The sequence below is a fragment of the Pseudomonas sp. 2822-15 genome, from assembly GCF_002742515.1.
Lineage (GTDB): Bacteria > Pseudomonadota > Gammaproteobacteria > Pseudomonadales > Pseudomonadaceae > Aquipseudomonas > Aquipseudomonas salomonii.
On record NZ_LJRY01000170.1, the window covers coordinates 351835 to 375638 of the forward strand.

Genomic DNA, 23804 nt, shown 5'->3' on the forward strand with positions numbered 1-23804 from the left:
ATCCGTTTTGCCTGAGTTGATCAACCTTCCGGAAAGGGCTGATTGTGCTGCCGACATAATTAGCTACCCACACATCCTGTATTTCAGGAACCGCTTTCAGACAAATGCCAATCAATGGGTCAGATCGCTTGCCGCAGCAAGTCTCTGCCAACCCACCACTCAGCATTATCTGGATTTGAGAAAGCATCTTATGATTAGCGTAAATCCCCCGCCACAAACGAATTACCCTGTGGGCCACGAAGCGTCTCAACATTCGAAGCCGCCCCGTCAGGACAGCAAGGCCGATACCTCAAGTGATGTCGGCACACAGGGCGATGCTGCAGCGCCTCGGCCCCCCATGACGCCAGAGCAGCGCGGTCAGTTATCGAGCCACAGCACCCTCGTTAACCCGCCGCAATTGCAAAAGGCGGGCTCACAGGATGAGACGCTGGAGTTGGTGGGTAAAAATAACCAGCTCCTGATCGACTTCAAGGCGTTTATCACAGAGTGCGAGGGCAAGATCGTCAAACTCAAAAACGAAATTGTCGAACTGCGTGAGCAACTGAGTGCTCCACGCAAAGGCGCCGATGAGGCTCCCATCGAACTGCCTCAAACATCTCAGGAACCGGTTAACCCGGTTGTTCCGGACGGTCAGACAACTGAAGTTGCCCAGGGTCAGGATCTTGAGGAGGCACTCAAGCTGAATACGCAGTTACGCGCAGATATCAGCAGGCTGATGCAGCAGATGACGCAGGCCTTTGAAGCGTTGGGCAAGGAGCTTAAAAGTATGACTGAGCACGTCAAGACGATGAGCACAGCTGAAACCCGGACGCCGACGGCGCCTACGGATAAGTCCATGATGACCACCCGCGATGAGCCGGCGGATTCGGCCAGCGAGTCACCCACGCAGGCAGCGCCCACCTCTGATCAATTCAGGGTGGACAACGCTAATATCGAAGCGGGTATTGCTGAGATGAAGTCCTATTACAGCACGCAAATTTCAATGCTTGAGGAACAGGTAAAGGTGTTGAGAAAACACCTTGATGAGGCGAAACAGTAGGGCTTAGCTTCACTGCGGCAAGCGTGGTCTCCGGCGCCCACGCTTAGCCGAATTGCGTACTTTATCCCTCAAACCGCAGGATCACCCGGCGGTTGTGCTTGCTCTTCTTCTCGATTTTTTCGCAGAACACCCGGCCGATTTCTTCGGTGTTGATCACATGGGTGCCACCGCATGGCTGGATATCGATCCCGGCGATTTCTATTACCCTCACTGAGCCCTGGATGACCGGTGGCGCCACCGCCTGGGTGCGGGTGATCTGCAGCAGGGTCGAGTATTCCGAAGCGGGCATCGACAAGGTTTTCACCCCATGGGCTTGTTCGATCAAGGCATTGAGGTCGCGGGTGATGCTGTCCTTGTCGAGGGTCATTTCCGGTAAGTCGAAGTCCAGGCGGCCTTTGTCTGCGCTGATGCTGCAGCCGGTGACGGGCGCATCAATGATCGAGCACAGCAGGTGCAGGCAGGTGTGCATTTTCATGTGCTGGTAGCGCCGTTCCCAATCCAGGCCGGCATCCACCTGTACGCCAGCCGTCAATTGCTCGGGGCAATGTTCAACCTGGTGCCAGATGATCGAGCGCAACACCGGGTCGCGCACGGTGCCGGTCACGTTGACCCGCGTGCCATCGGCCAGGGTCAGGTGCCCGGTGTCGCCCGGCTGCCCGCCGCTGGTGGGGTAGAACAGCGTGTGTTCCAGGGCAATGCCCTGTTCGCTGACGGCAATCACCCGGGCGTTGAAAGCGTTCTGGTAGGGCGCGCTGTCAAACAGCGCCAGGGTTTCCATGGTATGCACGGACATGTTCAACCTCCGACGATCAGTGGGCTGGCTTGCAGCAGGTGACGCACCATTGCGCTCAAGCCAGGCGGGGAGAGCAGGGTGATCTCAAATTCGGGGCCACAGACTTTCAGGTTCAGCGGCAAGCGGGGCAGATGGTCGCCGGTGTCCAGGCGACGCAGGCGAAACTGCAAGTGATGACGCTCCTTCACCGTGGGCTCCAGCATCAGCCCGTGCAAAGGGTGAAAGTCGGCATCCAGCACCGTGACCTTGTGGCTGGCGCTGACTTCGCCGACCACGTGCAAACGCTCATCCAGCGCGAAAGCCCCCAGGTAATTGCTGTGATCCGATTCGGCGTTCTTTTGTAACTGGATCTGGTTGACCACCTTGACCTTGGTGCCCGCCGGTACATCCTGGGTGATCACACACGAAGGGCTGATAAACACGTTGTCGCCGATCTGCACATAGCCCAGCACGCGCGCGCCGGAGCCGACCTCGACGTTATTGCCCAGGCGCGGGTGGCGTTTGCCGTCCGGGTTGTTGGCAATGCCTCGGGCACCGAGGGTCACGCCGCAGAGGATGTAGCAATCGTTGCCGATCTCGCAGGTTTCGCCGATTACGGTGCCGAAACCGTGGTCCAGCACAAAGCGCCGGCCGATCCGGGCTGCAGGGTGGATTTCGGCGCCGGAGAGGATTTTGCCCTGGTTGCTGAGCTTGAGGGCCATGCGTGAGAACAGACCGTTGGCCTGGTCGGGAAAATTCCACACCAAGTGTGCCAGCCGGTAGAACAACACCGCCTTGAACGAGGCGTAGGACTCCAGGATCAGTTCGCCCCGCCCACGGGATGCCGGGTCGCGGTAGGCATAGGCAATCAAGTCCTCTGCCACGGCCTGGGCGGCATTCTGGATCAATGGCGCCAAATGCGGTTCCAACTGCTTCATCTGCGCAGGCGTCAGGGTCTGGATGAGGTGGGTCAGCAACTCATCGTGCAACTGTTGCATGTCGATAAAGCCCCCCATGGAGGCACCCCCACAGTCTGGTTGGTTGAAAAACCGGTTATTCGAAATTGGGCAGGTAGCTGTCGGCATTGTCGTAGACCATGGTCAACACCACCGTTTCGGGCGGGAGTTCGGGGGCGAGTTGGGCGATGGCCACCATGTTGGCGGCCGAAGACAAACCCAGGCTGATGGCGTCGGTGCGCATGATGCGTTTCATCATGTCGATGCACGCCAGGCGCGATACCTTGAGCATGCCGTCAATGACACCCACGTTAAGAATGCTCGGGATCAAGCCGATCGACAGGCCCTGGATATGGTGCGGCGCGTGCTGGTCCTTGAGCAGGTCGCATTCTTCCGGCTCCACGCCCATGACGCGCATCGCAGGCCAGGCCGCCTTGAGGGTTTCGCCGATGCCGGTGATATGGCCACCGGTGCCGATGCCGCTGACGAAATAGTCCACGCGCTGTTCACCGAAGGCGCGGAGGATTTCCGGTGCGGTGGTGTCGCGGTGGGTCTGCGGGTTGGCGCCGTTGCGCTGCTGGTTGAGCATCACGAAATTGGGGTTTTCCAACTGCAGTTCCATGCACTTTTCGCCGTGGGAATTGTTCCCGAGGCGGCTGTCCGACAGCACCACCTTGGCGCCGTACAAGCGCAGCAGTTTCTGCTTTTCGGGGCTGTAGTTGTCAGGGATCACCAGCACCACTTTGTAGCCCAGCACATTGCCGGCCATCACCAGGCCAATGCCGGTATTGCCGCCGCTGGGCTCGATGATGGTTTGCCCGGAATCGCGAATCAGCACGCCTCGACGTTCTGCGTCGAGGATCATGCCCAGGGCGATACGCGCCTTGTGGCTGCCGCCAGGGTTGAGGGATTCGAGCTTGGCGTAGACCTCGATGCCGAGGTCTTCGGAAAACTGTGCCAGGCGCACGATCGGCGTATGGCCGATCACGTCGAGAATGGAGTTATGCAACATCGCTCAGCCCCCCGGATCAGTACAGAGGCATGTCGGGTTCGACGTCGCGAACCCAATGTTTCATGCCGCCCTGCAGGACTTTGGTATTGGCGAAGCCGGCGGCCAGCAGAGTGCTGGCCGCTTGCTCGGCGCGGGTTCCGGCGTAGCAGATCAGGTAATGGGTATTGTCGCGGCTCAGGCTGCCCAATTGCCCGTCCAGTTCGGCCAGCGGGATATGCACCACGCCCGGCAATTTGCACACTTCCAGCTCGCTGGCGTCGCGCACATCCAGCAACACGTCGGCGCTACGTGGGTGTTCGAGCAGTTGCTTGAGCACGCGTGGTTTGATGTAGCGCTCTTCGGCTAATGCGGGCTGGCTCGGAACGGCATCCGCGCAAACGGCAGGCGCGACGTTTTCGCTGTGGCGCAGGTCTGAGCAGCATGGGCAGTCGGCACGGCGTTTGAAGCGGATCTCGCTGAACTTCATGGCCAGCGCGTCGAAGCGCATCAGGCGGCCCGACAGCGGTTCGCCGATGCCGATGAGCAATTTGATCGCTTCGGTGGCCTGGATCATGCCGACCACACCCGGCAGCACACCGATCACGCCACCGGCGCTGCAATTGGGTGCCAACTCGGCCGGCGGTGCTGAAGGAAACAGGCAGCGGTAGCACGGCCCGCCTTTGTAGTTGAGCACGCTGATCTGCCCGTCGAAACGGTAGATGGCGCCGTACACCAACGGCTTGCCCAATTGCACGCAGGCATCGTTGACCAGGTAGCGGGTGTCGAAATTATCAGTGCCGTCGATCACCAGGTCATAAGCGCCGACCAGCTCCAGCGCATTGTCGGCGTTGAGGGCGGTGTTGTGGGCATTGATCTGGATATGGCTGTTGAGGTCTTGCAGCCGCCGCTTGGCCGACTCGACCTTGGGCATGCCCAGGGTGCTGTTGCCGTGCACGATCTGGCGTTGCAGGTTGCTGCTCTCGACCACGTCGAAATCCACCAGGCCCAGGGTGCCGATGCCGGCTGCCGCGAGGTACAGGCTGATGGGCGAGCCCAGGCCGCCGGTGCCGATGATCAGCACCTTGGCTTTTTTGAGGTTCAACTGGCCTTCACGGCCGACGCCGGGCAGGGTGATATGGCGCACATAGCGCTGGACTTCTTCATTGCTCAGTGCGTCGACATCCATGCCGCCGGAGGTGGCCAGCAGCACTTCGATCCTGGCCTTTTCCGGCAAGGGTTCATCGGCGCCGATCAATGCTTCTTCGGCGGTGAACAGGAAGTGTTCCTTGAGCTGGTTGTTGTTTTCGTGGAACAGGTGCGAGCGCAGCTGCGGGTGGCTGCTGCAGAGGTTTTCAATGACTTCGCGCAATGTCGATCCAGTGCCCTCAAGGGTCGATTCCGGCAGCTTGGCCACGCGAACCAGGATATCGGGGAAAGAGACAGCGTTCATGGACAACTCCGTGTGCAGGTCGTTGAAGGGTTTAAGGGCGAATTGCTTGCCATCCCAGGCAAACAGCTTTGAGCCCAGGGCCTGGCCCTGGCGCACGTCCACCACCAGGTAGCTGACGGGGTGGATCGGCTCACCCAGGAACAGTGCCTTGTCCTGGTCTTCATCACTGAAATAGGCGCCGACGTCCGGGTGGGAGTGGTAAATCACCACCACCGGGTTGTCGCTGCGAAACGCCTTGTTCAGCAGCAGGGTGTCGGCCACCGAAAAGGTATAGCCATTGGCCGCGCTGCGCGGGTACATCTCGGGGTTCTTGTGGTGCAGCTCATTCTGGATATTGTTGCCCAGGTACACACTGCCATCGGCGAAGACAAAACCGCAGCATTCGTCCGGGTAGCTGCATCTGGCATGGGCATAGATCTGTTCCAGAGCGGTGGGGCGGAGGACTTCCATGTTTCTCTCGCGTTGTTGTCGTTGTGGTTTAAGGGTCAATTTTTTTTGGCCAGGAGTTTTTCAACCGGCAACTTGGTGATCGCAAAACCCGCCAGCAGGATGGCCGAGTACAGCATCAGGTCACGGGAAATTTCTACGCCTTCGTACCAGGCGCCGATGATCACCGCGAACACCGGGAAAATAATGAACACGAACGACAAAATGATCGGGCTCAAACGTTTGAGCAGCATGAAATACACAATAAACCCGCCCACCGACGCCACCAGCCCGAGGTAGAACAGCGCACTCCACGAGCGCAGGGTGATGTTTTCGAAGGTCGGTGTTTCGAACCACAGGCCGGCCACGAACAGCATCAGCCCGGCGATACCGATGGGCAGTGTGTTGTAGGTAATCACGCTGATGGCGCTGCCTTTTTGCTTGGTGATGACGTAGCACAAGGCATGCATGATCGCGGCGGTCAGAATCGCCAGCACGCCGAAGAATTCGGCGTGGTCCAGGTGCAGGCCCTGGCTCTTGATGATCATGTAGAGGCTGCCGAAACCGATGCCGATGCCGACCACCTGGGAAAAGTAGATGCGTTCGCGCAAAAACAGCGCGGAGAAAATCAGGATGAACACCGGCATGCAGCTGAACAGCAGTGCGGTGAGGCCGGACGACACATGCATTTCGCCGTAGTTGAGCAAGTAATAGGGAACGCTGAAATACGACAGGGTCACGAATACGAAGAACCAGCGGCTTTCACGCGGGAACAGGATCGGCTCGCGGCGCACCAGGGCAAAACACAGGAACAACGGGAACGCGATCAGAAAGCGCAGCCCGGCAGACGTCAGCGGCGGCACGCTTTCGACGGCGATCTTGATGCCCAGCCAGGTGGTGCCCCAACTCAGGCACACGATAAGAAACATCAGGCTGGTGACCAGGCCGGCCAACCACTGTTTCTGATTTTTTGTTTTTGTAGTGTTTTCAAGAACGGCGGACATTGGCATCGTTTATTGCTTCCCTGAGCCGGAATTGAACTCTATATTGACTGTGTATTAAGTTGTTTCATTCGGTGATTGAACCCGTAAAAGCACACTATTAGGGCGAATGATGGCTGTCAAAACAAATATTGACATGGTGTCAATTATGCGTGAGGGGTTGGCCAGCGGTCAGGGCGTGAAGTACAAACGCCTGTCCGATGTGATGGAGCGGGGCATCCTTGAAGGCTTGATTGAGCCGGGGCGCAAACTGCCGCCCCATCGGGTGCTTTCCGATAATCTCGGCGTGACCATCGGCACCATCAGCCGCGCCTACGGCGAGCTGGAGCGATTGGGGTTAGTGGTGGCGCGTGTCGGTGACGGCACCTTCGTGCGCAAGCGTGGGATGGAGCGTCAGCGTGATGAAGGCTTTCGCAACGTCAGCGAAGAGCCGCGCCAGTACTTCGACATGAGCCGCAACATGCACATTCCAGGGCAAGAAACGGTGTTCCTGGCCCAAAGCTTCCAAACCTTGTCGACCAACGCCAAGTTCCTTCAGGACATCAGCGCCTATACGCCGGACGCCGGTTTGCCGCGCTACCGCGAGGCCGGTGCGCAATGGCTGGTGCAGCGCGATTTTCATCCGATTCCCGAGCAGGTCATCTGCGTCAATGGCGGCCAGCATGGCCTGCTCTGCGCCATGATGGCGTTGCTGCGGGCGGGGGATACGGTGGTCACTGAGCAACTGACTTACCCAGGGCTTATCACCGCCGCACGCATGCTCGGTGTACGGCTGATCGGCCTGGAGATGGATGATGAAGGCGTGCTGCCCGGTGCGCTGGATGAAGTCTGTCGTAATCACCGGGTTTCGGCGTTGTACTGCACCCCGACGATCCAGAACCCGACCACGGCCGTGCTGTCCGTTGCACGCCGGGAAGCGCTGGCCAAGGTGTGCCGCGAGCATAATCTGCTGATTCTGGAAGACGAAGCCCACGGCGTGTTGGTGGAAGATCGCCCGCCGCCGCTGAGCTTTTTCGCCCCCGAGCGTACGATTTTGATCAGCAGCCTGAGCAAGGCGGTGTCTGCCGGGCTGCGGGTGGGGTATGTGCACGCGCCTCCGGCCTTGGTCAGCCGGATTTCGGCGGCCTTGCGCTCGACTTGCTGGATGGCCACGCCGGTGACGCTGGAGCTGGCGACACAGTGGATCGAAAACGGCACGGCGGAATACCTGCTGCGCCAGCAAATCAACGAGATCAGCCGGCGCAAGGCCCTGGTGCGCGACCTTCTGGTCGGTTTGGAATACCGCACTCACCTCAACAGCCCGCATTTCTGGATTGAAGTGCCGGAGCCCTGGCGTGCGTCGGAAATCGAGGCAGAGCTCAAGCAGAATAATTACCTGATCGCCACCGCAGAGGCGTTTGCCGTAGGGCAGACGGCGGTGCCGCAGTTTATTCGGGCGAGTATCTGTAATACGTCGGGTGACGATCAGTTGCTGCGTGAGGGCTTTGACGCGCTCGCCACCGCGCTGGGGCAGGGCGGTGACAGGTTTCAGCTGTAGGCAAGCATATACATTGACCTAATGTGGGAGCGGGCTTGCTCGCGAATGCGGTGTGCAAGTCACCCGATTTATTGGCTGATCCACCGCATTCGCGAGCAAGCCCGCTCCCACATTTTGAATGCGGTGTTACTTGAAGCGGCGTTCCACACCTTTCTCCACCAGAATTTTCGCCGAAATCTCTTCCACCGAAAAATGCGTGGAATTGATGTGCGCAATGTTCTCGCGACGGAACAGATTTTCCACTTCGCGCACTTCGAATTCGCACTGGGCATAGCTGGAGTAGCGGCTGTTGGGCTTGCGCTCGTTGCGGATGGCGGTAAGACGGTCCGGGTCGATGGTCAGCCCAAACAGCTTGTGCGAATGCGCACGCAGGGCGGCAGGCAGCGTCAGGTGCTCCATGTCGTCTTCGGTGAGCGGGTAGTTGGCCGCACGGATACCGAATTGCATGGCCATGTACAGGCAGGTCGGGGTTTTGCCGCAGCGAGACACGCCCACCAGGATCAGGTCGGCCTTGTCATAGTAGTGGGTGCGGGCGCCGTCATCGTTGTCGAGGGCGAAGTTCACCGCCTCGATACGCTCCATATAGTTGGAGTTATGGCCAATGGAATGGGACTTGCCCACGGAATAGGAGGAATGTTCACTCAGCTCCTGTTCCAATGGCGCAAGGAACGTGGAGAAGATGTCGATCATGAAACCATTGGAGGTTGCCAGGATCTCACGAATGTCCTGGTTGACGATGGTGTCGAAAATGATCGGGCGAAAACCGTCTTTTTCAGCCGCCAGATTGATTTGTTGTACCATGGCCCGCGCTTTATCCACGCTGTCTATATACGGCCGCGTGAATTTGGCGAAGGTAATGTTTTCGAACTGCGCGAGCAGGCTCTGGCCCAATGTTTCGGCTGTAATGCCGGTGCCGTCGGAAATAAAGAAAGCAGATCGTTTCATTTGAGCCCTGGGCCTTAAGCTGATGGCGAATCTTGGATATGATAGGCGCGATTTTGCCGTCCCGCAGTGGGCCGCATTCTCACTTATTTTCCAGGTCCAGGCCACAAGCGCTGGCGTTTGCTCCTACTGAGCCGCCGGCGTCCTGAGCTTTTCCAACACAGAAAGTGGAGAGATCACCTTGGTAGAGTACGTAGTTTCCCTCGATAAGCTCGGCGTCCATGATGTAGAGCATGTGGGGGGCAAGAACGCATCCCTCGGCGAGATGATCAGTAATCTTGCAGGCGCTGGCGTCTCGGTGCCCGGTGGTTTCGCCACCACGGCCCAGGCTTACCGCGATTTCCTCGAGCTGAGCGGCCTCAACGCCCAGATCCACGCCGCGCTGGACGCTCTGGACGTCGATGACGTCAATGCCCTGGCGAAAACCGGCAGCCAGATCCGCCAATGGATCATGGACGCCGAGTTCCCCGAGAAGCTCAACGAAGAAATCCGTACCGCCTTTGCGGCACTGTCGGCCGGCAACCCGGACATGGCCGTTGCCGTGCGCTCCTCGGCCACCGCCGAAGACTTGCCGGACGCCTCCTTTGCCGGCCAGCAGGAAACCTTCCTGAACATCCGCGGCGTTGAAAACGTGATCCGCGCCGCCAAGGAAGTGTTTGCCTCGTTGTTCAATGACCGCGCTATTTCCTACCGCGTACACCAGGGTTTCGACCACAAGCTGGTGGCCCTGTCTGCCGGTGTGCAGCGCATGGTGCGTTCGGAAACCGGCACCGCCGGTGTGATGTTCACCCTGGACACCGAATCGGGTTTCCGTGACGTGGTGTTTATCACCGGCGCCTACGGCCTGGGCGAAACCGTCGTACAAGGCGCGGTCAACCCGGACGAGTTCTACGTCCACAAACACACTCTTGAGGCCGGCCGCCCAGCCATCCTGCGCCGCAACCTGGGCAGCAAGGCCATCAAGATGATCTACGGCGACGAGGCCAAGGCCGGTCGCTCGGTGAAAACCGTTGAAGTCGACAAGGCCGAACGTGCGCGTTTCTGCCTGACCGACGCAGAGGTCAGCGAACTGGCCAAACAAGCGATGATCATCGAAAAGCACTACAAGTGCCCGATGGACATCGAGTGGGCCAAGGACGGTGACGACGGCAAGCTGTACATCGTGCAAGCGCGCCCGGAAACCGTGAAGAGCCGCACTTCGGCCAACGTGATGGAACGCTACCTGTTGAAAGAAACCGGCACCGTGCTGGTGGAAGGCCGTGCCATCGGCCAGCGCATCGGCGCCGGCAAGGTGCGGATCATCAAGGACGTGTCCGAAATGGACAAAGTCCAGCCCGGCGACGTGCTGGTCTCCGACATGACCGACCCGGACTGGGAGCCGGTGATGAAACGCGCCAGCGCCATCGTCACCAACCGTGGCGGGCGTACCTGCCACGCAGCGATCATTGCCCGCGAACTGGGGATCCCGGCGGTTGTGGGTTGCGGCAACGCCACCCAACTGTTGAAAGACGGTCAGGGTGTGACGGTGTCCTGCGCCGAAGGCGACACCGGCTTCATCTTTGAAGGTGAGCTGGGCTTCGACATCAAGCAAAACTCCATCGATGCCATGCCGGACCTGCCGTTCAAGATCATGATGAACGTCGGTAACCCCGACCGCGCCTTCGATTTCGCACAGTTGCCGAACGCCGGTGTGGGCCTGGCCCGTCTCGAGTTCATCATCAACCGCATGATCGGCGTGCACCCCAAGGCCCTGCTGAACTACGACGGCCTGCCGCTGGAGATCAAGGAAAGCGTCGACAAACGCATTGCCGGCTACAACGACCCAGTGGGTTTCTACGTCGAGAAGCTGGTGGAAGGCATCAGCACCCTGGCGGCGGCGTTCTACCCGAAAAAGGTCATCGTGCGCCTTTCGGACTTCAAGTCCAACGAGTACGCCAACCTGATCGGCGGCAAACTCTATGAGCCCGAAGAAGAAAACCCGATGCTGGGCTTCCGTGGCGCTTCGCGTTACATCAGCGAAGCCTTCCGCGACTGCTTCGAGCTGGAATGCCGTGCCCTCAAGCGCGTGCGCAACGAGATGGGCCTGACCAACGTCGAGATCATGGTGCCGTTTGTACGCACCCTGGGCGAAGCGAGCCAGGTCGTCGACCTGCTGGCTGAAAACGGCTTGTCCCGCGGCGAAAACGGCCTGCGCGTGATCATGATGTGCGAACTGCCGTCCAACGCCATTCTGGCCGAAGAGTTCCTGGAGTTCTTCGACGGCTTCTCCATCGGCTCCAACGACCTGACCCAGCTGACCCTGGGCCTGGACCGTGACTCGGGGATCATCGCGCACCTGTTTGATGAGCGTAACCCTGCGGTCAAGAAGCTGCTGGCCAATGCTATCCAGGCCTGTAACAAGGCCGGCAAGTACATCGGCATCTGCGGCCAAGGCCCTTCCGACCACCCGGACCTGGCCAAATGGCTGATGGAACAGGGTATCGAAAGCGTTTCCTTGAACCCCGACTCCGTGCTGGAAACCTGGTTCTTCCTGGCGGAAGGCCAAGCGTCCGCCTAAGGTCGTGACGTCAAAAGTGCCGGTCCCCCAGCCTGGGTGACCGGCATTCTTATCTGTACAGGGCGGAACTCCATCCGGACGCCGCCCTTTTTTGTGCAAGAGCATTATGCAAAGCAGCAGCAACCTATTTCCCGTCGCCTTGATCAGCGCTGAACGTCGTGGCGACCTGAGTGAAGATGTGTACCGTCTTAAACCCGGTAACAGCCCCGACGGCACCGTCGAGCTGGCTGTGACCCGTTTGGGTTTGGCGGATGCCCCGGAAAACCGGGGCACGCCGGTTATTTTATTGCACGGCAGTTTTTCCAATCGGCGCTTCTGGTATTCGCCCAAAGGCATCGGCTTGGGCGCTTACCTGGCGCGTCAGGGATTTGATGTATGGATCCCGGAAATGCGCGGCCATGGCCTGTCCAAGCGCAATCAGGCCTACGCCAGAAACCGCGTCGCCGATTACGCGCGTTACGATTTGCCGGCGATCGGCGCATTTGTCCGAGAACAAAGCGCACAAATCCCGCACTGGGTAGGCCACTCCCTGGGCGCCACCGCCCTGGCAGCGGGCCTGGGCGGTCAACACCTTGGCGCGCCAGCCGTGGCGTCGGTGGCGCTGTTTGGTTGCCAGGTCAGCCGCACCCACTGGCCGTTGAAGATTCCGCCGCTGGAGTGGACCGGCCGGTTGCTCTTGAAACGTTTTGGTGAAGTATCCGGCGTACGGCTCAAACGCGGCCCCGAGGACGAACCGGCGGGCGTGATGATCGAAGCGATGCGCTGGAATGGCCTGTTCGGTCGTTTTGGCGATGGCAAGCAGGACTGGTGGAAAGGCTTGGCCGATGTCGACGTGCCGCTGCTGGCGGTCAGCGCTGCTGGCGATCAACAGGATCCGGACTGGGCGTGTCGCAAATTATTTGAACAAGTGGGCTCTGAGCACCGCCAATACCTGTGCCTGGGACGCAAGCAAGGTTTCAGCGGGGATTTCGGACACGTCGAGATGCTGGTCAGCAAGGCCGCCCAGGCTGAAGTGTGGCCGTTGGTGGCGCAGTGGTTGAAAGACCCGCTGACACCGTTGTTCGCGGCAGAGCCGCAGGTCATCGCAATGGTTTGACGCAGCCGCTCTGCCAGGGGCGTTTCACTCGCGCGAGGTTGCGGCTAAGATATGACGCGGCAAACGTTTCTGGTCATATTCAGTCGTGCAGTGGCTATTGCGTTGCGGCGGTGTGAGTCTGATCATGGCCGCGACTGACGAGCGCGCACTTAAAGTTCAACCGTTGTGGCGCGTTTTTCTGATGTACACCCTGGGATGTTCGACCTCTTCCTTGATGACAGGAGTTTCCCGATGATCCATTACGTGACGCCCGATCTGTGCGACGCCTACCCGGAGCTGGTGCAGGTAGTTGAGCCGATGTTCAGTAATTTCGGTGGCCGAGACTCCTTTGGCGGTGAAATCGTCACCATCAAGTGCTTCGAAGACAACTCGCTGGTCAAGGAACAAGCCGACCAACCAGGCGCCGGCAAGGTGCTGGTGGTCGACGGCGGCGGTTCCCTGCGTCGCGCGCTGCTGGGCGACATGATCGCCGAGAAAGCTGCAAAAAGTGGCTGGGAAGGGTTGGTGATCTACGGTTGCGTGCGTGATGTCGATGTCCTCGCCCAGACTGACCTGGGTGTGCAGGCGTTGGCGCCTCACCCGATGAAGACCGACAAGCGCGGCATTGGCGACCTGAACGTGGTAGTGACGTTTGCCGGCGTGACCTTCCGCCCGGGGGAATACATCTATGCCGACAATAATGGCGTGATCGTTTCGCCAAGCCCGCTGAAAATGCCTGAATAAACCGCAGTAGCCGAAAGGGGTGAGGATGTTCGAGGAAGAAAACGCGCAGTGGGGGCTGGTGCATGCCCTGGTGCTGGACGGTAAAGGCGGTGCGCGTTCGATTGCCCGGACTGAGCTCGACGATTTGCAGCTGCAGCCCCGGGAAAGCCTGTGGCTGCATTGGGATCGCAGCCATCCCCAGACCCAGACCTGGTTGCGTAAATCCAGCGGTCTGAGCGAATTCGCCTGCGACCTGTTGCTGGAGGAAAATACCCGCCCGCGCCTGTTGCCGCTGCCGGACAGCGAATTGCTGCTGTTTCTGCGCGGGGTCAACCTCAATCCGGGCGCCGAGCCGGAAGACATGGTTTCGGTGCGTATTTTCGCGGCCGCCAGCCGCGTGATTTCCCTGCGCTTGCGCCCATTGCGGGCTACCGACGAGCTGCTGGTGCAACTGGCGGAGGGCAAAGGGCCAAAAACCGCCTCTGAACTCATCCTTTATATGGCGCAGTACCTGACCAATAAAGTGCAGGATCTGGTCACCGACCTGTCCGAAGTCGTCGATTTAGAGGAAGAAAAACTCGATGCCGACGAACGGTATACGCCGGAGCACGGCAACGTGTTGCAGATCCGCCGACGGGCTGCCGGATTGAAGCGTTTCCTGGCGCCGCAGCGGGATATTTTTGCCCAGCTGACGCGGATCAAATTGCCGTGGTTCTGTGACGACGATGCTGACTACTGGAACGAATTGAACAACAGCCTGACCCGTTACCTGGAAGAGCTAGAACTGACCCGGGAGCGTGTGGGGCTGGTACTTGAGGCCGAAGACCGGCGCTTGAGCGTGCGCATGAATCGCACCATGTACCGCTTCGGGATCATCACCGGGATCTTCCTGCCGATGAGTTTTCTGACCGGTTTGCTGGGCATAAATGTGGGCGGGATTCCGTTCTCCGCCAGCCCCTATGGATTTGTGATTGCCTGCTTGTTGATGGTCTCGGTAGCACTGGGGCAATGGTGGCTATTTCGACGATTGCGCTGGGTTTGACCTGAATATGACCTGAACGCAGGCAGGGTCACATGTGACCCCAAGAATTTAACCCTCGTCTTTTAACTCACTTGCGAGAGGTCTTTATGCACGATCCGTTCGAACAGTCTTTGCGTGACATGCTCAATGCTTCGCCATCCAACCGTGATGACGATGCCTGCCTGGGCCGCGTGTTGAAAACCGCCAACCGTCAGGTAGGGGCGGGTGACCTGTTCGGGCTGCTGGGTCGTTGGTTGCCGGCGTTGATGATGGCCCTGAACAATGGTTCGGCCCACGTATCGCCGGTTTCGCGTCGTAAACCTCTTGCTCGCACTGCTGATAAGGCTGATTGAATATGGAACTTGATCTCTGGACCCAGAGCCTGGTCACCGCGATGACCGCATTGTGGACCAAGGTGGCGAATTTCATTCCCAACCTGTTTGGTGCTCTGGTTTTGGTGTTGCTGGGCTTTGTCGTGGCCAAGTTGCTCGATACCCTGCTGTCCAAGTTGCTCGCAAAATTGGGGCTGGACCGCTTGATGGCGGGCACGGGCCTGACTAAGCTGTTGGGCCGCGCCGGGTTGCAGGTGCCGATCTCTACCCTCATCGGGAAGATCGTTTATTGGTTCGTTCTGCTTATTTTTCTGGTTTCTGCGGCGCAATCCCTTGGACTTGAGCGAGTTTCAGCTACGCTCGACATGCTGGCGCTGTATTTGCCGAAGGTTTTCGGCGGCGCGCTGGTGTTGCTGGTAGGTGTTTTGCTGGCGCAACTGGCCAACGGGCTGGTGCGCGGGGCCGCTGAAGGCGTGGGGCTGGACTATGCTGCGGGCCTGGGGCGAATCGCCCAGGGGCTGGTGATCATCATCAGTATTTCCGTCGCGATCAGCCAGTTGGAGGTCAAAACCGACCTGCTCAACCACGTGATTGTGATTGTTTTGATTACCGTTGGTCTGGCCGTTGCACTGGCCATGGGGTTGGGAAGCCGGGAAATTGCCGGTCAGATTCTTGCGGGAATCTATGTGCGTGAGCTGTATCAGGTTGGGCAACAGGTGCGTGTGGGCGAGGTCGAAGGGCAAATCGAGGAGATCGGCACGGTCAAGACGACGGTGCTGACCGATGACGGTGAGCTGGTATCGCTGTCCAATCGGATTCTCCTCGAGCAGCAGGTCAGTAGCCGCTAACCCGGCAAATCCTGCTAATGTACGCCGCCGCAAACCCGGGTGACCGGGCTGTAGCGGACATTGACCTGACTGTCGGCACGACTTGTTTTGAATAAAGCCCAAACGCTGTCCACGCGCTATGACCCCCGTGAGCTCTCTGATGAGGAGTTGGTCGCGCGCTCGCACACGGAGCTGTTTCACATAACACGCGCGTACGAAGAATTGATGCGCAGATATCAACGCACTCTGTTCAACGTTTGTTCAAGGTATTTGGGGAACGATAGAGACGCCGATGATGTCTGTCAGGAAGTGATGCTCAAGGTGCTATACGGCCTGAAGAACTTTGAGGGAAAATCGAAGTTCAAGACATGGCTCTATAGCATCACGTACAACGAGTGCATCACGCAGTATCGTAAGGAACGGCGAAAGCGTCGCTTGATGGACGCTTTGAGCCTGGATCCCCTTGAGGAAGCGTCTGAAGAAAAGGCGCCGGTACCCGAGGAAAAGACCGGGCTTGATCGCTGGTTGGTGCATGTGAATCCGATTGACCGTGAAATTCTGGTGCTACGATTTGTCGCAGAGCTGGAGTTTCAGGAAATTGCTGACATCATGCACATGGGTTTGAGTGCTACAAAAATGCGTTACAAGCGTGCTCTTGATAAATTACGTGAGAAATTTGCGGGCGAGACTGAAACTTAGTGCGTGGCAAATATCTCTTACGTGTAGGCAAGTTCTGTTAGACTTGTCGCCGAGTTGTCCCCCGGTTTGTGGGACTGCTTTACAATCACCAGATGGGGATTTAACGGATGAAACTGAAAAACACCTTGGGCTTTGCCATTGGTTCTCTTATTGCGGCCACTTCTTTCGGCGCTCTGGCACAAGGCCAAGGCGCAGTTGAAGGCCAGCTGTTCTACAAGAAGCAGTACAACGATAGCGTCAAGCACATCGAAGACGGCTTCAACCCTGGCGCTAGCATCGGTTACTTCTTGACCGACGACGTGTCGATCAACCTGAACTACGACACCACCAACCACACCCGTTCGAACGACGGTACTGGTTCCCAGAAGATCAAAGGTGACACTGGCAGCGTAACTGCTCAGTACCACTTCGGTCAGGCTGGTGTTGATTCCCTGCGTCCATACGTAGAAGGTGGTTTCGGTCACCAGAGCCGTACCAACGTTGAAGCTGATGGCCACAAAGGTCGTGACCAGACCACTCTGGCAATCGCTGGCGCTGGCGTGAAGTACTACTTCACCAACAACCTGTTCGCTCGTGCTGGCGTTGAAGCTGACTACGGCATCGACAACGGCAAGTGGGACTACTCCGCACTGGTTGGCCTGGGTGTGAACTTCGGCGGCAACGCCGGCGCAGTCGCTCCAGCTCCTACCCCAGCACCAGCTCCAGAGCCAACTCCAGAGCCAGAAGCTCCAGTTGCTCAGGTTGTTCGTGTTGAGCTGGACGTTAAGTTCGACTTCGACAAGTCCGTTGTTAAGCCTAACAGCTACGGCGACGTGAAAAACCTGGCCGACTTCATGGCTCAGTACCCAGCTACCAACGTAGAAGTTGCTGGTCACACTGACTCCATCGGTCCAGACGCTTACAACCAGAAGCTGTCCCAGCGTCGTGCTGACGCTGTTAAGCAAGTCCTGGTTAAAGACGGCGTTGCTCCTAGCCGCATCACCGCGGTAGGTTACGGCGAATCCCGCCCAGTTGCTGACAACGCAACTGAAGCTGGTCGCGCTGTTAACCGTCGCGTAGAAGCGTCGGTTGAAGCTCAAGCTGCTCAGTAATTACTGAGTAGTAGAAAAAGCCCGGCTTAGGCCGGGCTTTTTTTTGCCTGAAATTTGCCTCAGGCGCTCGCTGACACGGCAATGCAGGCGGCTTGTTCTGCGCCAGCAACACTGCCGATCACCAGGATCGCCGGGCTTTTCAGAGCAAATACCTGTGCATCGGTGTGCATGTGCGCCAGAGTGCTGCGGCACTCGCGTTGCTGAGGCAATGAGGCGTTCTCGATCATCGCCACCGGCATATCCGCTGCCATTGCGCCCTCCAGCAATTGCTGACGAATCTCCTCCAGCTTCGCCACGCCCATATACACGACCAATGTCGTCCCGCCCTCGGCCAAGGCGCGCCAGTTCAGGCTGCTGTCATCCTGGGTATGCGCAGTGACCAGCGTCACACCGCGACTGACCCCGCGCAGCGTCAGGGGAATATCGCAGTTCGTTGCACCCGCCAGGCCCGCGGTAATCCCGTTGACCAATTCCACTTCAATCCCGTGTTCACGCAACCACATCGCCTCTTCGCCGCCGCGGCCGAAGATACACGGGTCGCCGCCTTTGAGCCGTACCACGCATTTGCCTTGGCGCGCATAGCGCAACATCAGGCGCTGGATAAAATCCTGGGGGGTCGAACGGCAGCCGCCGCGCTTGCCCACGGTGACTACCCTGGCGTCCGGGCAGTGTTCCAGCACCCTAGCGTTGACCAAGTCATCGATCAGCACCACATCGGCCGCGTGCAGGGCGCGTACCGCTTTGAGGGTTAACAGCTCCGGATCACCGGGGCCTGCGCCTACCAGCCAGACTTTTGCGCTCATGTTTATCCCCTCACACACTGATTGCGATTGGCAGCGACGTGCTGGCCAAAAGACGTTTGATTTCCGGAACGCAGGAGCCGCATTGCGTGCCGCACCCCAGTTCCTGTTTAAGCCCGGCCAGGTCCAGGCCACGGCCAATACCGGCACATACCGCGCTTTCACTGACGTTCTTGCAGTTGCACACAATTTTGCTGCTGGCCGCTGCGCCTCCCGGGGGTGCACTGAGCGGCGCAAGTAACCAGCGCCGAAGTTGATCGTCGGCACGGCCTTCCAGCCACAAACTCTGCAGCCAATGTCGCGCCAGGGTTTCGCCGGCCAGGCGCAGTGCGGTAATGCGGCCTTTTTCGATTTTTACCCGCTTGCCAATCGAACGGCGCGGATCGTCATAGGCCATGACCGGGCCGTCATTGAGGCCCAGCAGTTCGTCGATACGGGTTAACAGGTGCAAGTCGGGCGCTTCGGTATGGGCTGCGCGCAGCAGAAGAGCCGGCCGTTCACGCCCGGCCAGGCTCACGCTGACGTAGGCAAAGCCCTCACACAGCGGACGTAGCGCGTCAAAGTGTTGCTGCACGTTTTCTTCGATCAACGCGAACAACTGCCACGGTAGTTGCACGGCTTCCAGGCGCACGCCGCTGTGTTTGAGTTCGGGCTGTTTCGACAAGGGATCGAACGCCGGCTGGGTAAGGGCATTAACACCGCCCTTGAGAAAGCGATCGCCCCAATGCATGGGCAGGAACGCCTGGCCTGGGCGCACGCTGTCATCACTGCTGACGGCGACAATCACACTGGCGCGACGGCTTTTCAGGCTGACCAGGTCGCCCTCTTTGAAACGGTGCCGACGCAGTTCATCCGGGTGCAGGCTCAGCAAGGCTTCATTGACATGTCCGAACAACTGCGCGGCCGTGCCGGTGCGGCTCATGCCGTGCCATTGATCGCGCAGGCGCCCGGTGATCAGGGTCAGTGGGAAGCGGGCATCACGTTGTTCTTTGGCGGCGCGGTAAGGGTCGGCGATAAAGTGCGCGCGGCCGCTGTCTGTCGGGAACACACCCTCGGTGTACAGACGCGGCGTGCCGGCGTGCGCGCCCTCTGGAAATGGCCATTGCTGCGGGCCGAGCCGGTCGAGCAGGGCATGGCTGATACCCGACAAGTCGAGGTCGCGGTGGCGGGTCAGCACCTTGTATTCATCAAAGATCTGCGCCGGTTGCTCGAAAGCGAACAAGCTCGGCAACCCCGGACGCAAGCGTTGCTCCAGGCGCTGTGCGAAATCCACGGTAATCGCCCAGTCCGGTCGTGCTTCCCCAGGTGGGACGATGGCGCGGCGTACGTGGGAAATCCGCCGTTCGGAATTGGTCACCGTGCCTTCTTTTTCGCCCCAACTGGCGGCGGGTAACAGCAGGTCGGCGTAGGCAGCGGTTTCGGTAGTGCGAAAAGCTTCCTGCAATACCACGAATGGGCAGGCCGCTAATGCCGCACGCACGCTGTTCTGGTCCGGCAAGGATTGCGCCGGGTTGGTGCAGGCAATCCACACGGCTTTGATCTTGCCGGCCTGGATCTGTTCGAACAGTTCGATAGCCGTCAGCCCGGTAGGCGCCGGCAACGTTTCGACGCCCCAATAAGCCGCGACTTCGGCCCTGTGTTCAGGGTTGGCCGCCTCGCGATGCCCCGGCAGCAGGTTCGACAAACTGCCGGTTTCGCGCCCGCCCATGGCATTCGGTTGGCCGGTCAGGGAAAACGGCCCGCAACCCGGCCGACCAATAGTGCCGGTGGCCAGGTGCAGGTTGATCAGCGCGCTGTTTTTGGCGCTGCCGGCGGTGGACTGGTTAAGCCCCATGCACCACAGCGAGAGAAAACTGCTGGAGGTGCCGACCCACTCTGCACACAGGCGCAACTGCTCAACGCTGATGCCGCACAACTGCGTGACCATCTGCGGCGTGTAGTCATGCACCAGTCGCTTCAATTCGACCAACCCATCGGTATGTGCCTGGATAAAGTCGCGGTCGATCCAGTCTTCCCACAGCAACAGGTGCAAGATCCCATGGAACAGCGCCACGTCTGTGCCCGGCAGGATCGCCAGGTGCAAGTCGGCCAAATCGCAGGTATCCGTGCGCCGTGGGTCGATCACCAGCACTTTCATTTGCGGACGCCGTGCCTTGGCTTCCTCAAGGCGTCGGAACAGTACCGGATGGGCGTAGGCCATATTGCTGCCGACGATCATCACGCAGTCACTCGACTCCAGGTCCTCATAGCTGCATGGCGGCGCATCCGCACCCAGGCTGCGTTTGTAGCCGACCACCGCCGAAGACATGCACAGCCGCGAATTGCTGTCGATATTGTTGGTGCCCACCAGTGCGCGGGCCAGCTTGTTGAAGCTGTAGTAGTCCTCGGTCAGCAACTGGCCGGAGATGTAAAACGCCACACTGTCCGGCCCATGTTCGGCAAGGGTGTCGGCGAACACATTGGCTGCGTGGTCCAGGGCGCTGTTCCAGTCGGTGCGGGCACGGGCCAGGCCTTTGCCCAGGCGCAGTTCCGGGTACAAGGCACGGGCCTCCAGGTCGCCGGTCAAGTGCAGGCTGGCGCCCTTGCTGCACAACTTGCCAAAGTTTGCCGGGTGGCTCGGGTCGCCTTGCACACCCAGGATCTGCGTGCCGTCATGCTCAATCAGCACGCCGCAACCCACCCCGCAATAACAGCAGGTGGACGCGGTGGTCTGGCGGTTCATCAACCGGCGTCCCGCAGGGCCAGCATCACCCGGCCGTTTTCTACGCGGGCGGGGTGATGATGGGCGCAGCCGATGTCCGGCGCCTGAGCTTCGCCTGACGCCAGGTCGATCTGCCAGTTGTGCAGCGGGCAGGCCACGCGTTTGCCGTAGATCAAGCCTTGGGACAGCGGCCCACCTTTGTGGGGGCAGCGGTCATCGAGTGCGAAAACCTCATCGTCACTGGTACGAAAAATCGCAATATCGCCTTTTGGCCCATTGATGATGCGTGAGCCCAGGGCGTTGATCTCATCGAGGGCGCAGATATCCAGCCAGTTCATAGCGACACCTCCAACTGCTTGACGGGGATGACTTCGAATTCCTTTTTCAGCAGCGGCTGTTCCAGGCGTTCTTTCCACGGGTCTTGTTCGAATGACAGCGAGAATTGCAGGCGTTCGTTGAGGGCTTGGCGCCGGGCCGGGTCTTCCAGTACGGCTTTTTTGATGTGCTCCATGCCCACCCGTTGCAGGTAGTGCACGGTGCGTTCCAGGTAGAAGGCTTCTTCGCGGTACAACTGTAGGAAGGCGCCGTTGTATTCGCGCACTTCCTCGGCAGTTTTGAGCTTGACGAAGAACTCCGCGACTTCAGTCTTGATCCCGCCGTTGCCGCCGATGTACATCTCCCAGCCGGAGTCGACGCCGATAATGCCGACGTCCTTGATGCCCGCTTCCGAGCAGTTGCGTGGGCACCCGGACACCGCCAGCTTGACCTTGTGGGGCGACCACATGTTGAACAGGTCGTGCTCCAGCTCGATGCCCAACTGTGTGGAGTTCTGCGTGCCGAAGCGGCAGAATTCGCTGCCCACGCAGGTCTTCACGGTGCGGATGGATTTGCCATAGGCGTGGCCGGAGGGCATGTCGAGGTCCTTCCACACACCGGGCAAATCCTGTTTCTTGATGCCCAGCAGGTCGATGCGCTGGCCGCCGGTGACCTTGACCATCGGCACGTTGTACTTGTCGGCCACGTCGGCAATGCGCCGCAGCTCCGACGGATTGGTCACACCGCCCCACATCCGCGGGACTACGGAGTAGGTGCCGTCTTTCTGAATATTGGCGTGGGCGCGTTCGTTGATCAGGCGCGATTGCGGGTCGTCCTTGGCCTCGCCGGGCCAGGTGGAGATCAGGTAGTAGTTCAGGGCCGGGCGGCAGGTCGCGCAGCCGTTGGGGGTGCGCCAGTTCAGGTAGCTCATGGTGCCGGCGATGGTCAGCAGGTGCTGGTCGCGGATGGCCTGGCGGATTTGCCCGTGATTGAGGTCGCTGCAGCCGCAGATGGCTTTTTCGCTTTTGGGTTTGACGTCGGCGGCGCCGCCCACGGTGTTGATCAGGATCTGTTCCACCAGCCCGGCGCAGGATCCGCAGGAGCTGGCGGCTTTGGTGTGCTTCTTCACATCGTCAACGCTGAACAACCCGTGTTCCTGGATCGCCTTGACGATGGTGCCTTTGCACACGCCGTTGCAGCCGCAGACTTCGGCGTTGTCGGCCATGCTCATGGCTTTGTCCTGGCCTTGGTGGCCGACATCGCCCAGCGTGTTCTCACCGAACATCAGGTGGTCACGGATCTCGCCAATTGCGTGGTTCTCACGGATCTGGCGGAAATACCAACCACCGTCGGCGGTATCGCCGTACAGGCACGCGCCGACCAGGATGTCGTCCTTGATCACCAGCTTCTTGTACACGCCGCCAATCGGGTCGGAGAGGGTGATGGTCTCAGTGCCTTCTCCACCCATGAAATCCCCGGCGGAAAACAGGTCGATGCCGGTGACCTTCAGCTTGGTCGAGGTCACCGAGCCTTTGTAAGTGGCAAAGCCCAGTTGGGCCAGGTGATTGGCGCAGACCTTGGCCTGTTCGAACAGCGGCGCCACCAGGCCGTAGGCGATCCCACGGTGGCTGGCGCACTCGCCGATGGCATAGATGCGCGGGTCGTAGGTTTGCAGGGTGTCATTGACCAGAATCCCACGGTTGCAGGGGATGCCGGATTTCTCTGCCAGTTCGGTGTTGGGGCGGATGCCGGCGGCCATCACCACCAGGTCGGCGGGGATGATGTCGCCATTCTTGAACTGTACCGAGCCGACGCGACCATTGCCGGCGTCGTGCAGGGCCTGGGTTTGCTCGCACAGGCGAAACACCAGGCCACGGCTTTCCAGTTCGGTTTGCAGCAACTGGCCGCTGGTCTTGTCCAGCTGGCGCTCCAGCAGCCATTCGCCGATGTGCACCACGGTCACGTGCATGCCGCGCAACATCAGGCCGTTGGCGGCTTCCAGGCCGAGCAGGCCACCGCCGATGACCACCGCGTGCTTGTGGGTTTTGGCGGTGTCGATCATGGCCTGGGTGTCGGCGATGTCGCGGTAGCCGATCACACCCTGCAAGGTATTGCCGGGGATTGGCAGGATAAAAGGCGTCGAGCCGGTGGCAATCAACAGACGATCGTACTCGGCCTCACTGCCGTCCTCGGCGATGACGATGCGTCTTACGCGGTCGATCTGCACCACTTTGCGGTTGAGCAACAGCTTGATGTGGTTGTCCAGGTACCAGTCGAGGTCGTTGAGCACGATCTCTTCGAAGGTCTGCTCGCCGGCCAGCACCGGTGACAGCAGGATGCGGTTGTAGTTGGTGTGGGGCTCGGCGCCGAACACCGTGATGTCGTACAGGTCGCTGCTCAGCTTGAGCAATTCTTCAAGGGTGCGAACCCCGGCCATGCCGTTGCCGATCATCACCAATTTGAGTTTTTTCATGTCGTTCTCCGCAATGGCTCGACAAATCGTGCGCAAACAAAAAAGGCGCCCCCACCAGTTACCTGGCGAGGACACC

At 59.4% G+C, this 23804-nt stretch carries 20 protein-coding genes; 10 read left to right on the forward strand and 10 right to left on the reverse strand.

Annotated features, from left to right (window positions below; translation table 11 throughout):
- Positions 1-7: 7 nt before the first annotated feature.
- Positions 8-1039, forward strand: a complete 1032-nt coding sequence (locus AOA59_RS07675) for a hypothetical protein (protein WP_143522762.1) — start codon at positions 8-10, stop codon at positions 1037-1039.
- A gap of 61 nt (positions 1040-1100) precedes the next feature.
- Here AOA59_RS07675 and AOA59_RS07680 read toward each other — a convergent pair whose 3' ends face one another.
- Genes AOA59_RS07680 through AOA59_RS07700 form a run of 5 tightly spaced genes read right to left on the reverse strand, consistent with a single transcriptional unit; the run spans position 1101 to position 6587 of the window.
- Positions 1101-1832 carry an alanyl-tRNA editing protein gene (locus AOA59_RS07680; RefSeq protein WP_099486694.1) on the reverse strand — a complete coding sequence of 244 codons (732 nt, stop codon included), beginning with the start codon at positions 1830-1832 and terminating at the stop codon, positions 1101-1103.
- A gap of 2 nt (positions 1833-1834) precedes the next feature.
- Positions 1835-2827 carry a serine O-acetyltransferase gene (locus AOA59_RS07685; protein WP_056861570.1) on the reverse strand — a complete coding sequence of 331 codons (993 nt, stop codon included), beginning with the start codon at positions 2825-2827 and terminating at the stop codon, positions 1835-1837.
- A gap of 37 nt (positions 2828-2864) precedes the next feature.
- Positions 2865-3779 carry a PLP-dependent cysteine synthase family protein gene (locus AOA59_RS07690; RefSeq protein ID WP_099486696.1) on the reverse strand — a complete coding sequence of 305 codons (915 nt, stop codon included), beginning with the start codon at positions 3777-3779 and terminating at the stop codon, positions 2865-2867.
- Positions 3780-3795: 16 nt separating this feature from the next.
- Positions 3796-5658, reverse strand: coding sequence for a molybdopterin-synthase adenylyltransferase MoeB (gene moeB / locus AOA59_RS07695; protein WP_099486698.1), 1863 nt, complete (start codon positions 5656-5658; stop codon positions 3796-3798).
- A gap of 35 nt (positions 5659-5693) precedes the next feature.
- Positions 5694-6587: a DMT family transporter gene (locus AOA59_RS07700; RefSeq protein ID WP_178076249.1), complete on the reverse strand. Its 894-nt coding sequence runs from the start codon at positions 6585-6587 to the stop codon at positions 5694-5696.
- A 160-nt stretch (positions 6588-6747) separates the two neighbouring features.
- Here AOA59_RS07700 and AOA59_RS07705 point away from each other — a divergent pair, with 160 nt between their 5' ends.
- Positions 6748-8172, forward strand: a complete 1425-nt coding sequence (locus AOA59_RS07705) for a PLP-dependent aminotransferase family protein (RefSeq protein WP_056861688.1) — start codon at positions 6748-6750, stop codon at positions 8170-8172.
- Positions 8173-8298: 126 nt separating this feature from the next.
- On the opposite strand, the gene AOA59_RS07710 is transcribed toward AOA59_RS07705, so the two are convergent.
- On the reverse strand, positions 8299-9117 hold the full coding sequence (locus AOA59_RS07710; protein ID WP_003193298.1) for a pyruvate, water dikinase regulatory protein: 819 nt from the start codon (positions 9115-9117) through the stop codon (positions 8299-8301).
- Positions 9118-9295: 178 nt separating this feature from the next.
- Between AOA59_RS07710 and ppsA the strand changes: the two genes are divergently transcribed.
- The 8 genes from ppsA to AOA59_RS07750 all read left to right on the forward strand — a co-directional run bounded on the left by ppsA (position 9296) and on the right by AOA59_RS07750 (position 17439).
- On the forward strand, positions 9296-11671 hold the full coding sequence (gene ppsA / locus AOA59_RS07715) for a phosphoenolpyruvate synthase (protein ID WP_056861567.1): 2376 nt from the start codon (positions 9296-9298) through the stop codon (positions 11669-11671).
- Positions 11672-11777: 106 nt separating this feature from the next.
- A complete protein-coding gene (locus tag AOA59_RS07720; RefSeq protein WP_099486701.1) occupies positions 11778-12767 on the forward strand; it encodes an alpha/beta fold hydrolase in 990 nt (329 codons plus the stop codon).
- Between the two features lie 234 nt (positions 12768-13001).
- Complete coding sequence (rraA, locus tag AOA59_RS07725) at positions 13002-13490, forward strand: ribonuclease E activity regulator RraA (RefSeq protein ID WP_178076250.1); 489 nt, start codon at positions 13002-13004, stop codon at positions 13488-13490.
- A 25-nt stretch (positions 13491-13515) separates the two neighbouring features.
- Positions 13516-14511 carry a zinc transporter ZntB gene (locus AOA59_RS07730; RefSeq protein ID WP_065929882.1) on the forward strand — a complete coding sequence of 332 codons (996 nt, stop codon included), beginning with the start codon at positions 13516-13518 and terminating at the stop codon, positions 14509-14511.
- 86 nt (positions 14512-14597) lie between these two features.
- Complete coding sequence (locus AOA59_RS07735) at positions 14598-14843, forward strand: hypothetical protein (RefSeq protein WP_005790375.1); 246 nt, start codon at positions 14598-14600, stop codon at positions 14841-14843.
- Positions 14844-14845: 2 nt separating this feature from the next.
- Entirely contained in the window at positions 14846-15670 is an 825-nt protein-coding gene (locus AOA59_RS07740; protein ID WP_003193288.1) for a mechanosensitive ion channel domain-containing protein, read from the forward strand.
- A gap of 87 nt (positions 15671-15757) precedes the next feature.
- Entirely contained in the window at positions 15758-16348 is a 591-nt protein-coding gene (sigX, locus tag AOA59_RS07745) for an RNA polymerase sigma factor SigX (protein WP_065929881.1), read from the forward strand.
- A 107-nt stretch (positions 16349-16455) separates the two neighbouring features.
- Positions 16456-17439 (forward strand): OmpA family protein, encoded by a 984-nt coding sequence (locus tag AOA59_RS07750; RefSeq protein ID WP_099486705.1) that lies wholly within the window; start codon positions 16456-16458, stop codon positions 17437-17439.
- Positions 17440-17498: 59 nt separating this feature from the next.
- Here the strand turns inward: AOA59_RS07750 and cobA are convergent, their stop codons facing one another.
- From cobA to nirB, 4 genes are read right to left on the reverse strand one after another with little or no spacing between them, the layout of a single operon-like run.
- The gene (cobA, locus tag AOA59_RS07755) at positions 17499-18242 is read right to left on the reverse strand and encodes a uroporphyrinogen-III C-methyltransferase (protein ID WP_065929879.1); all 744 of its coding nucleotides are present in this window, start codon (positions 18240-18242) and stop codon (positions 17499-17501) included.
- Between the two features lie 10 nt (positions 18243-18252).
- Positions 18253-20961: a nitrate reductase gene (locus tag AOA59_RS07760; protein ID WP_099486707.1), complete on the reverse strand. Its 2709-nt coding sequence runs from the start codon at positions 20959-20961 to the stop codon at positions 18253-18255.
- A complete protein-coding gene (nirD, locus tag AOA59_RS07765) occupies positions 20961-21278 on the reverse strand; it encodes a nitrite reductase small subunit NirD (RefSeq protein ID WP_017134764.1) in 318 nt (105 codons plus the stop codon). Before nirD ends, AOA59_RS07760 begins: the two co-directional genes overlap by 1 nt.
- Positions 21275-23728, reverse strand: a complete 2454-nt coding sequence (nirB, locus tag AOA59_RS07770) for a nitrite reductase large subunit NirB (RefSeq protein WP_099486708.1) — start codon at positions 23726-23728, stop codon at positions 21275-21277. Before nirB ends, nirD begins: the two co-directional genes overlap by 4 nt.
- Positions 23729-23804: the final 76 nt, after the last annotated feature.

Coding starts and splice junctions, on each gene's coding strand:
- AOA59_RS07750 (WP_099486705.1), top strand. CDS start 16,456: ATGAAACTGAAAAACACCTTGGGCTTTGCCATTGGTTCTCTTATTGCG.
- nirB (WP_099486708.1), bottom strand. CDS start 23,728: ATGAAAAAACTCAAATTGGTGATGATCGGCAACGGCATGGCCGGGGTT.
- AOA59_RS07720 (WP_099486701.1), top strand. CDS start 11,778: ATGCAAAGCAGCAGCAACCTATTTCCCGTCGCCTTGATCAGCGCTGAA.
- AOA59_RS07735 (WP_005790375.1), top strand. CDS start 14,598: ATGCACGATCCGTTCGAACAGTCTTTGCGTGACATGCTCAATGCTTCG.
- AOA59_RS07760 (WP_099486707.1), bottom strand. CDS start 20,961: ATGAACCGCCAGACCACCGCGTCCACCTGCTGTTATTGCGGGGTGGGT.
- AOA59_RS07685 (WP_056861570.1), bottom strand. CDS start 2,827: ATGGGGGGCTTTATCGACATGCAACAGTTGCACGATGAGTTGCTGACC.
- AOA59_RS07705 (WP_056861688.1), top strand. CDS start 6,748: ATGGCTGTCAAAACAAATATTGACATGGTGTCAATTATGCGTGAGGGG.
- AOA59_RS07710 (WP_003193298.1), bottom strand. CDS start 9,117: ATGAAACGATCTGCTTTCTTTATTTCCGACGGCACCGGCATTACAGCC.
- AOA59_RS07730 (WP_065929882.1), top strand. CDS start 13,516: ATGTTCGAGGAAGAAAACGCGCAGTGGGGGCTGGTGCATGCCCTGGTG.
- AOA59_RS07740 (WP_003193288.1), top strand. CDS start 14,846: ATGGAACTTGATCTCTGGACCCAGAGCCTGGTCACCGCGATGACCGCA.
- moeB (WP_099486698.1), bottom strand. CDS start 5,658: ATGGAAGTCCTCCGCCCCACCGCTCTGGAACAGATCTATGCCCATGCC.
- AOA59_RS07690 (WP_099486696.1), bottom strand. CDS start 3,779: ATGTTGCATAACTCCATTCTCGACGTGATCGGCCATACGCCGATCGTG.
- AOA59_RS07680 (WP_099486694.1), bottom strand. CDS start 1,832: ATGTCCGTGCATACCATGGAAACCCTGGCGCTGTTTGACAGCGCGCCC.
- cobA (WP_065929879.1), bottom strand. CDS start 18,242: ATGAGCGCAAAAGTCTGGCTGGTAGGCGCAGGCCCCGGTGATCCGGAG.
- nirD (WP_017134764.1), bottom strand. CDS start 21,278: ATGAACTGGCTGGATATCTGCGCCCTCGATGAGATCAACGCCCTGGGC.